Source organism: Microcoleus sp. D3_18a_C4 (genome assembly GCF_036702415.1).
Lineage (GTDB): Bacteria > Cyanobacteriota > Cyanobacteriia > Cyanobacteriales > Microcoleaceae > Microcoleus.
In genome coordinates, this window is sequence record NZ_JAUBTI010000031.1 from 59,256 (window position 1) to 68,860 (window position 9,605).

General features: G+C 49.9%; 4 protein-coding genes and 1 pseudogene. 1 reads left to right on the top strand and 4 read right to left on the bottom strand.

Annotated elements, in window-relative coordinates:
• Positions 1-130: 130 nt before the first annotated feature.
• From QUB16_RS16025 to QUB16_RS16040, 4 genes and pseudogenes are all read right to left on the bottom strand, one after another.
• Positions 131-3,403 carry an Ig-like domain-containing protein gene (locus QUB16_RS16025; protein WP_333317507.1) on the bottom strand — a complete coding sequence of 1,091 codons (3,273 nt, stop codon included), beginning with the start codon at positions 3,401-3,403 and terminating at the stop codon, positions 131-133.
• Positions 3,404-3,416: 13 nt separating this feature from the next.
• A complete protein-coding gene (locus QUB16_RS16030) occupies positions 3,417-4,679 on the bottom strand; it encodes an RNA-guided endonuclease InsQ/TnpB family protein (RefSeq protein ID WP_445251127.1) in 1,263 nt (420 codons plus the stop codon).
• Positions 4,630-5,166 (bottom strand): annotated as a pseudogene (locus QUB16_RS16035) (IS607 family transposase). Before QUB16_RS16035 ends, QUB16_RS16030 begins: the two are co-directional and overlap by 50 nt.
• Before the next feature lie 415 nt (positions 5,167-5,581).
• Positions 5,582-7,792 (bottom strand): recombinase family protein, encoded by a 2,211-nt coding sequence (locus tag QUB16_RS16040; RefSeq protein WP_333317511.1) that lies wholly within the window; start codon positions 7,790-7,792, stop codon positions 5,582-5,584.
• 52 nt (positions 7,793-7,844) lie between these two features.
• Here QUB16_RS16040 and QUB16_RS16045 point away from each other — a divergent pair, with 52 nt between their 5' ends.
• The gene (locus QUB16_RS16045) at positions 7,845-9,212 is read left to right on the top strand and encodes a proton extrusion protein PcxA (RefSeq protein ID WP_333317513.1); all 1,368 of its coding nucleotides are present in this window, start codon (positions 7,845-7,847) and stop codon (positions 9,210-9,212) included.
• Positions 9,213-9,605 lie beyond the last annotated feature (393 nt).

The window sequence follows — 9,605 nt, forward strand, 5'->3', positions numbered from 1 at the left end:
TGTCGAAGTCCCCGTCATCGGCGACGGTGCCGGGGACGGCGACGGTGCCGGGGACGGCGACGGTGGGGGAAAAGCTACTGGTACTGCACTTGGCATTGTTCCGACTCCTTGCGACGCTACTCAAAAACTACTAAATAAACTTAAAGTCAGATGCAGTAATGACGGTGCTCAGGGCTCCCGGCACTGTAGGAATAGAATTCAACACTGCCAAATCGAAAGCTGGGAGACTGTCATCTGCCACATTCGGGTCGAAGCCGAGAACGTACTTGTTAAAAGTATTGTTCAGGTACACGAAGAAAGCTCCTGTTTTGCTCGAACCCTTTTGATTTTTCAACACTGCATTTACTGCTTGAGCGTTATCAAATTTAGATTCAAACAAAATGACTGATTGCTTGCTGATGTCGTCGCCGCTAGACCCGATATTCCTGACGATAAAACTGGTGAAATCGAGAGTAGTTCCTGAGTTGGTTAAACCTGCGAAATTTGACGACCTGAACAAAAATCTGTCGGTCTCGCTGCCGTTAGCGTTAAAGTCAGCAATCACGTCCACGCCTTCGCTGGGAGTTTCGTAGTAGAAGAAATCATTGCCAGCATCGCCCGTGAGCAAGTCAGAACCGGCACCGCCACCCAAAATGTCATTGGCTGCACCGCCGGAAAGCGAGTCGTTGTCATCGCCGCCCAATACCAAGTCATTGCCGAAGGCGCCGCTGAGACAGTCGCTGCCGGCACCGCCGTCGAGAGTGTCGTCGCCCGCTTGGCCGTCGAGGGAGTCGCTGCCGGCCTCGCCCAACACGTAGTCATTGCCCGAACCTCCTAGTCCCGTGTCGTTGCCTCCTCCACCCAACATCGTGTCATCGTTGTCGCCGCCCAAGATGGAATCGTTATTGATACCGCCGTCGAGCAAGTTTCTGCCCAGTCCACCGTCGAGGATGTCGTCGCCTGCACCGCCGTCGAGGGAGTCGTCGCCAAGGCCACCAAGTAAGGTGTCGCTGCCGGTTGCTCCAAGTATCGAGTCGTCGCCGGATTCTCCCAACATCGAGTCATTGCCTGTTCCGCCGTCAATGGTGTCGTTGTTGTCACCGCCCAAGAGGTTGTCATTGTCATTGCCGCCGAACATCAGGTCGTTGCCCAGCCCGCCGATCAGCGAGTCTATGCCGTCTTGGCCGTCAACGGTGTCGTTGCCCAGTCCGCCGTCAACGGTGTCGTTGCCGATCGCACCCACCACCGAGTCGTTGCCTGCTTCACCGAATACCAGGTCGTTGCCGCCATTACCATCGATCAGGTCGTTGCCGTCGCCCCCAGATAGGGTATCGTCGCCGGCCCCGCCGACGATGAAGTCGCTGAGGTTGCTGCCTGTAAAGCTGCTGGCCGGGAGTGCGCTGCGATCGACAATATTATCTACCACCGTGATGCTAAAGGATGCCGGCCCGATAGTTGCAGATCCGTCGGAGGCTGTAAACGTGAAAGTGTCGCTGCCACCTGCTGCCAGCAAGTTGTATTTGACGATGTTGTTATTGATATCGTCTTGGGTGAATTTGCCGCCCACGTTGAGAAATGTGCTACCCCTTTGGACAAAACCTCTGGTAGCATCGGGGGCTTTAGTAATCGTGTAAACGATTTCCAAGGGGCTGTTGTCGGGATCTGTGATTAACAAATCGGCGGCAGTGATTGTCCCGATAGGATTACTTTTGGCAACCACCACACCCTCGTTAATTTTTAGCTGCGGCGGGCTACTGACGTTGATGGTTACTACCGCCTTACTTGTGCCGCCGCTGCCGTCTGCGATCGAGTAGCTGAAGCTGTCAGTACCCGAAAAGCCGGGATTCGGGGTGTATTTGAATACGCCGCCGCCCACGGGAACCAGGCTCCCTTTGCTTGCTGGAGCAAAAGTCGTGACAGTCAGAGCGCTTTGTTCCTGGTCAGTATCGTTCAACAGAACGTTGAAACTGAGTTCTTGACCCGCAACCGTGGTGAAGTTATCGTTAACTGCTCTTGGAGGTTGGTTAAAGATGGGCGTCGGGAACGTCGGCGGCGGACTTCCTGTCGGCGTCGGACTTCCTGTCGGCGTCGGACTTCCTGTTGTTGGCGTCGGGAACGTCGGCAGTGGCTCTGTCGGTGTGGGCGGTGTCGGACTTCCTGTCGGTGTCGGACTTCCTGTCGGTGTCGGACTTCCTGTCGGTGTCGGACTTCCTGTCGGTGTCGGACTTCCTGTCGGCGTCGGTAGGGGAAGTGGAGTGGCGCTGCCGGGAACTGTGGGGGCAATTACAAATGAGCTTCGCCCTAGGGTTCTGCTGTCTACTCCGGGCAATACTGCTAAAAAGTCGCCACTGACGCCGTTGCGAATAATCGTACTGCCGGCTTTCGTCTCAGTGCTTTGGAAGATTACCAAATCTTCAAACTTGAGGTCGCCGGTTAACCCGATCGAATCTTCGCCTTGGCGAAAGTCTGTGAAAATGTCGGCATCGGCGATGTCGGGGCCGCCTGTAGTGACAAATGCCGGGTTAGTGCCGTCGCTGCTGCCGCTGGGGGAACTGAATGCACCGATGACGAACACATCTCTGCCTTCGCCTCCTGCGATTATGTCTTTGCCTGCTTCGCCCCAAAGAACGTCGTTGCCAGCACCGCCGTCCACGATGTCGTCCCCGTCGCCGCCGAATACGATGTCGTCGCCGTCGCCGGAAAAAAATGTGTCCCCGCCGGCGTTTCCGTAGAGCCAGTCGCCTCCTTCGTTGCCAAATAGCAAGTCTTCGCCGTCGCCACCGAAGAGCGAGTCGTTGCCTTGGTCGCCCCACACGATGTCGTCGCCTCGATCGCCCAAAAAGCTATCGTCGCCAGAACCCCCACGCAAGCTATCGCTGCCTTTTCCCCCATAAGCCGTGTCTCTGCCTTCGCCTCCGATTACCGTGTCGTTGGCGTCATTGCCGTACAGCAGGTCAGGGTTATTTGCCCCGTCGAGGCAGTCGTTGCCTTTGCCTCCGTACACGGTATCGAGTCCTGAACCGCCGTCGAGAACGTCGTTCCCTGGCGCGCCGAACAGCACGTCGTCATCATCGCCCCCGAATACTAAATCGTCGCCGTCGGCTCCTTGCAGGTTGTCGTTGCCTTGCAGTCCGGAAATCACGTCGGGCCCGGGACTGCCAACTAAGGAATCGTTGGTTTCTGTGCCACGGACTACGCCGCCGATGATTCCGGGCGAGGTACCTTGGCCTCCGCCCCCTGTGTCGTCTATGTCGCCAATTGTGTCGTCCCCGGAGGGAGGTGTTGGAGGTGTTGGAGGTGGTGCTGGGGTTGGAGGTGTTGGCGGCGTCGGAGGTGGTTCTGGTGTTGGAGGTGGTTCTGGTGTTGGAGGTGGTTCTGGTGTTGGTGTTGGTGGTATAATTACTGCTGGCACTGCACTTGGCATTATTTTGGCTCCTTTAAACGACGATCCCGATTAACTTTAAGAACTGATTAGTATCAGATACATTTAACCCGGTAAATCCCGGACGCTCGCCAGGAATAACCGTGTATGGCAAGATAGAGAAAGCAGCAAGCTCTCCTATCAAGGAGGTATCTCTCAAAGCTTTCAACAAAATATTGAAAGCACCGTTTTTGTCTCTGTCCAGAGTGTGTCCGCACTCTGGACATTTAAAGACTTTAGACCCGCCTAATTTAGTATGAATGTGTCCACACTTTGAACAGGTTTTTGAGGTGTACTCTTCTGTCACGTCTACTACAACACCACCATGTTTAGTGGCTTGATGCTTCAACATTTGCTTGAAACGATAATGACTTAAAGTGACCATCGCCCTAGCTGTTTTAGTTGCTAAAGAGCGCTTACCTTTCTTGACCATTTGTTGCGTCTCGAAGGTTGGCAAGAAAATTAACTTGTACTTGCCTGTCAAATATTTTGCAGCTTTTTTATGCAATTCATTGACTAAGTTTTTGATTTTGATTCTAATTTTTGCTGCTGATTTTCGCAGGCCATACCTCAGCCGCTTGAATTGCCTTCCTTTACTTACCCCAATGCGGGACATTAATTTGTCTAGATGTCTTGCTAGCCGATAGATGCGACCGATATCGTTTTTTCCTATTTCGACAAAGCCACTGCCGTCAAAACCAGTAAGGAAAGTTCTAACGCCCGGATCTAAAGCTATCACCAAATCGCTATCAATCGGCTTGATTTTTGGTACATCAATTGCATAGCAGATAAACCATTGCCTGTTAATCAAGCTGAGTGTTGGTTCGTGTTGCATTACCTCGATGATAGGTTCCGAGGCTTTAAAGGTTAGCCCTTTAGTAGAAGTTGGATAAAAAGTCCCCAATTTCCAATTAGATGTTTGAAACCGGATAGTCTCAGATGTATCGAAACGGCTTCTGAATTTTGCCGTTCCTTTTGTCTTTTTAGCTGCCTTGTGTGCTTCAAAAGCTTGAAAGACTGCCATTTGTCGCGGGTTGTAAGGTTGCTCGGAAACCCAGGTGGGAGCCAAGCCCATTACCTTTTTTCTTAATTCATACTTGCCAATTCTTTCGTCTTTAAGGATAGCAATTGCTTGGTTGTAACACCATCTACTTGCTGCAATCCAAGTCCTCCATTTGGCTGCTAGCTTGGTTTCCGGGTAAACTCGAATCTTCTTTGATAGCAGATTTTTATTTTCGCAAGCCGTAGATTCGGCAACTAAAGACGTGGATGATGGCAAGCACATCTTCAACCATTTATCGTTCTGGAGACAGCTCGTTTCTGCCGAGAACCATGAGTTGGCAATTGTTTGGCTCGCAGATCCATTTGATGAGATCGCCACCAAACCGGCACAGTCTGTCTTGGTGTCCCACCACAACTGTTGAGATATCTCCTGACATGACTTGTCCCAGAAGGGCAAGCAGGGCTTTTCTTTTGAAGTTGAGTCCACCTCCGATGTCTTTGAAGACTTTAGCTTGCGGGTAGAGACTTTGGAGGTAGCTGACTTGTCTGTCAAGGTCTTCTCGTTGTTTGTAGCTGCTGACTCTGGCGTAGATGGCTGTAATTCGGTCGTGTCCGGTTCCGAGAACGCTGTCGATGTCGTAGCGTCGCTGGTTGGAGGGAGTTCTGATTGCTGATATTTTGTCGGCAAGTTCCCAGTTTCTAAGGGTTTTATCTGAGACTTGCAGGATTTTGCAAGCTTCTGGCGGTGTGACATATCTGGTCATCGCTAGGTGGTATTTTTGTTGTCAATACATAATATAAGGTTTTACAAGGATTTACAAAGAATTTCTAAGAAATCGTTTACTTTGCGACGGCAGTTTGTTGCCACAAATCTGGCTTAAAATTGATTAATAACCCCATCATTTCTAACATACTAAATCCAAAATGCAACGGCTATAGATATTTTTTAAGCCGGGCATCTTTTGATTTCAAAATATTAATGATTGCACGTTTTGCTGCCTATCTTGGGTATACTTTAATATCGCGCTATTTCGATAGAACCTAGAAGTCGGGATTGGAGTCAGCCCGGTGTATTTATCCAGAATCCGAAAAAATAAAAATCTTCGCCGTCATAATTTTTTCTTTCCGAATGTTCAATGCTGAAAACAGATGTGCCTCTTGCCTGCAGAAGCGAATGCCTTATGCTGACTGCTGACAAGAAACAGAGCTGTTAATTAGGGGCAGAAGCGGCCCGGTTTGTTCTTGTCCACTGACGGATAGTTCGCTGTGGCAAAGGTAAAGCAGGGAACAGCGACTTAACAAATCTAGCAGAATTCGCCGCAGTCGCTGTTGGTCAGCCGCCGTTTCTTCTTCGGTTTCCCAGGGGCGCCCCAGTTGCGATCGCAAAAATAAGGGAGCGCCAAACAATGTCGCCGCACCGCCGCTCAGCCACAGGGGCGAGCCGGCATCCAGCCAAAAGTGCCATTTGTGGGCGCGGCGGCTGCTGCGGTACTGGAAGATGTTGGCGAGGGTGACGGCTCTGGCTGCTGGGCCTTCGGGACGCACTGGAAAGGGGTTGGCGGTGACGGTTCCTTGGCGCAACAACTGGATGAACCGGGCGATCGTTTCTGAGTCGCCGCCGTTTGTGGGTTCTACGCGCTGCATTCGCCCGTTAATTTCCCAGTAGTGGGTGGCGGTTTCCATTAACTCGCGCAGGGCTGCTAGCCGATCGTAGGGGAGGTATCTGTCGTTCATGAGAAATTTCTGGATGGCTCGATCGAGCAGGGCAATTGGGCTCGGCAACAGCCGCTCCTGCTGTTGCGATCGCTGTTGTTCGATCCACTCCACAATCTGCTCGTAGGCCCTGGCTGCTCGGTGTCCCACTCTGTCCCACCGGGGAAAAGCTGTAATTGGCAGCAATTGAGGTCGATCGATATCTGGACAAAAACAGTGATCGGCGATTAAACCTGCTCTCACTTGGTCGATCGATTTTTGATTGTGAATTTGAGATTTTAGATTGAATGTCGAGTTGGAATCTTCTGTTTCCAATGAACTGTGTTTCTGGCTGCCCAACACTACCAGCATTTCTGCTGCGCCGTCTCGATCTACTAAACGGCCGAGTCCCGGATAAACTAAGGCTAACAAAGTGAGTAAAGCTCGAATCTCTGGGGTAGTCGAGAGCGGCCGCTGATCGTTGAGAGATACGGCGGCGATATTATCTCGCGCCAGAATTTCCGTTAAACTGTAACGGGCGATCGCATCCATCCCAGGGGCAATTACGGCGATTTCCTGGGGTTCCACGGCTTGTGACTTCACCGCATCCACGATGATTTCGGCGGTTTCTCGCAGCAGTTGAGCCCGGGAAGTGGTTTGGAGCGATCGAACTTTACCGGGCAAACTCAAGCCTAAAGGATAAAAACCCTCAGTATTAACTGCTAAACTTACCGCTAAATCTCCAATCTCTAGGGCTAAACCGGCTTTTTCGTCCAAATTTACCACGCTTTGACAGCGGTCTTCGAGTCTGGCTAGGTATTCCGTATCAGCCCCCAAGCCCAAACGCACTCCTCCATCTGGGTTGTAGGAGAACGCCCCCGCTGCACCGAAGTCGAGCATTCGATCGAACAAATGGCGACTTATCGCGGGATAATCGTCAACATCGTCTGCGATCGCAGCTTGGTATCTAGAGGCCAAATGCTGCTGGTAGGTGGCATCCGGCAACAAATAGCGCCAGTAGAGTTCGCAAACAATCCCGTAAGTCAGGAACCCCCGCGTCAAGCACCAGTCGCACCACCTTTCGAGCAACTCTCCCATGCTAGTCCACAGGTTGTTCGAGCCGCCGTCACCAGCAAATCCCTGTTCTAGAATGCTGGGAATCTCTTCTCTGGGCGTACCGCTGACAGCAGCAAGTTGTAATAAGTCAAGTGTTCGACGCACCATTCGGTTTGGGCTTACCCCTGTTTGTTGCAAAATGCCTTCGTCTAGTTCGCGACGCCAGAGTCTCGCGGCAAGTTCCAGTTCTGTTTCAGGTTGCAGCCGCAGGGGAAATTGAGCCCTCAAATCCAGCGACTGAACTAGCAGGGGCCAAAATAGCAATACCTCCTGCTCAAAAAAACCGAAGGGCGTTGTGGAGTGAAAGGTATATTTTCCTTCGGTAGCGACGGCGATGCGATCGGCCAATTCTAGCCGGTTGTCTCCGTTAGCTGCTAAGACTAAAATTGCTGGGGCAGTTTGTCCAGCCCGCCGCCGCCCGGAACTCGATCGCCCTGAAACTGTTGTGGGCAAAGGCTTGACAGTTTTGCTCCAAATGCAGAACTGCTCGACTAAGCGAGTGGTTTTGCCGCTGCGGGCAGATCCGACAATCCAAATTGAATCTTCGGTGGCCGTTCTCAATTTATGTAAATTTGTTACCATACCGTGAATACTTTAATCACTAATGTCTACAGCCAACTAACCCGCTTTAGCTATGAATACTTCTCCGTGGAACAGGATTGTAAAATATCTCTACAGCCTTCACCAATGGTATCGAGAAACGCCTGAGAGGGCTCTAGAACAGGCCTACGATGCTGCGTTAGCAATTAAGGCGATCGAAGACGAGCATTTTGGCGGTCAAGGAATCTCTGAGCGATCGTCGGGAGATTACGGACAGAGCACCCTGTCTTACTTTAAATCCGAGCTGCAAAAATACCTCAAGGTCATCCAAACCCGAATGGTTGAGTTTAATGCTAGCCGTTCTTTTTTGGAACTGCCGGAGCGAGTGGGGGCCAAACCGAAAACGGGGAACAGCGCGGATCATCACCAGCACGGATTACATCTCAACAGTAAAGATAGAGCCTCCCTTATATTTGAGAAGCTAGAGTTTATTGATGGAGTCATCGACAAGTATATTAATAATAGTAGATCGACGGCAATTGTTCCGGTTGTCAGTTCAGTAAATCTGCAGGCAAAATCTACAAATAGCAGCTCTCCACCTGACCCCAAAAATAAAGGTTCAGCTAATTATGTTCAAATTCACGATGGTGAGGTTGACACTAACTATGAAGAAGTGAATTTATTACCGCGATCGCTTCTGGGAACTTTGAATCGAATTACTAAAGATTTAGACCCGGAAGCGGAAAAAGAAGTAGTCAAGAATTTTCGCAATTCCAAAGTAAAAACAATTATTTCTCTCAGATTTATTTTGCTTTTGATTTTAGTTCCGCTGTTGACGAATCAAATTGCAAAAAACTTTCTAGTCGGCCCGGTAGTTGACCATTTTAGGGGCAAAGAAAATGCTCCAGTTTTCCTAAATGTTAACCTGGAAGAAGAAGCATTCCAAGAACTGGAAAGATTTGAGCAACACCTCAAATTTGAAAGGTTAATAGGCATTGCTCCGTCGCTTTCTTTAGAGGAAACGGAAAAGAAGATTGCCGAGAAAGCAGTTGAACTAGCGGAGGAATACCGCGCTGAAAGTGGTGGAGCCATTAAAAATATTTTTGCTGATTTGATTTCCTGCATAGCCTTTGCCGCGATTATCGTCACTAACAAGAAAGAGATTGAGATTTTAAAGTCTTTCATGGATGATGTGATTTACGGCCTCAGCGACAGTGCGAAAGCTTTCGTAATTATTTTGTTTACAGATGTGTTTGTGGGATTCCACTCGCCTCATGGCTGGGAAGTAATTCTTGAAGGTTTATCGAGGCATTTGGGACTACCAGAAAATAGGCAGTTCATATTTTTGTTCATTGCGACGTTTCCAGTTATCTTGGATACTGTATTTAAGTATTGGATATTTCGCTATTTAAACCGGAGTTCGCCTTCTGCTGTTGCTACTTACAAGAATATGAACGAGTAATCAGAGGCGAAGGAAGTTCGGCAACGGATTTTGTAACGGATGTAACGGATGTAACGGATGTCAGGAAGTTCGGCAACGGATTCTGTAGCGGATGTAACGGATGTAACGGATGTCAGGAAGTTCGGCAACGGATTCTGTAGCGGATGTAACGGAAGAAGAAAAAAAGATGTAATAATGGCAATGGTTTCAGCGATTAAGAACGTCCTCAGTAGGATCTCCACTGCACAGAGGGTGGCTTACCCATAGCGCACAAAAGCATTTATTTTTTATATCAGGAGTGGTTTAATTAATTAGATATACTTAAGCTGTTTTGCCTGTGACATACTCCCACATCAAGCTGAGTACAGCTATGATGTGGGCGTCTTTGCAGCCCGATGAAGGGTATACAAAATT